1 protein-coding gene is annotated in these 223 nt (G+C 69.1%); it reads right to left on the bottom strand.

The annotated features are described in order from the left end of the window. On the bottom strand, nucleotides 1-223 hold a 223-nt coding region (locus tag ACXN5W_RS30530), incomplete at both ends, for an HAD family hydrolase (RefSeq protein ID WP_473161836.1).

Below are 223 nucleotides of genomic sequence, written 5' to 3'. Positions count from 1 at the left end.
TCCACGTAGCAGGTCTGCTGTGGTGGTACGGCCAGTGCGTCGCTTGCCGCCTGGAAGATCCTCGGGTCGGGCTTGGTGCAGCCCAGTTCGCCGGCGACGGCGAGGTATCCGGAGTAGTCACCCAGGCCGATCTGGTCGTACCGGTGGCGCAGCGACTCCGCGGTGTCCAGGCTGTCGGTCACCACCGCCATCGGCAGGCCACGCTCGTGCAGCCGTCCGAGCG

This window comes from Plantactinospora sp. A48, from assembly GCF_055793945.1.
The sequence above is the reverse complement of the archived record's forward strand: the minus strand, read 5'-3'. Positions and strand labels throughout refer to the sequence as shown.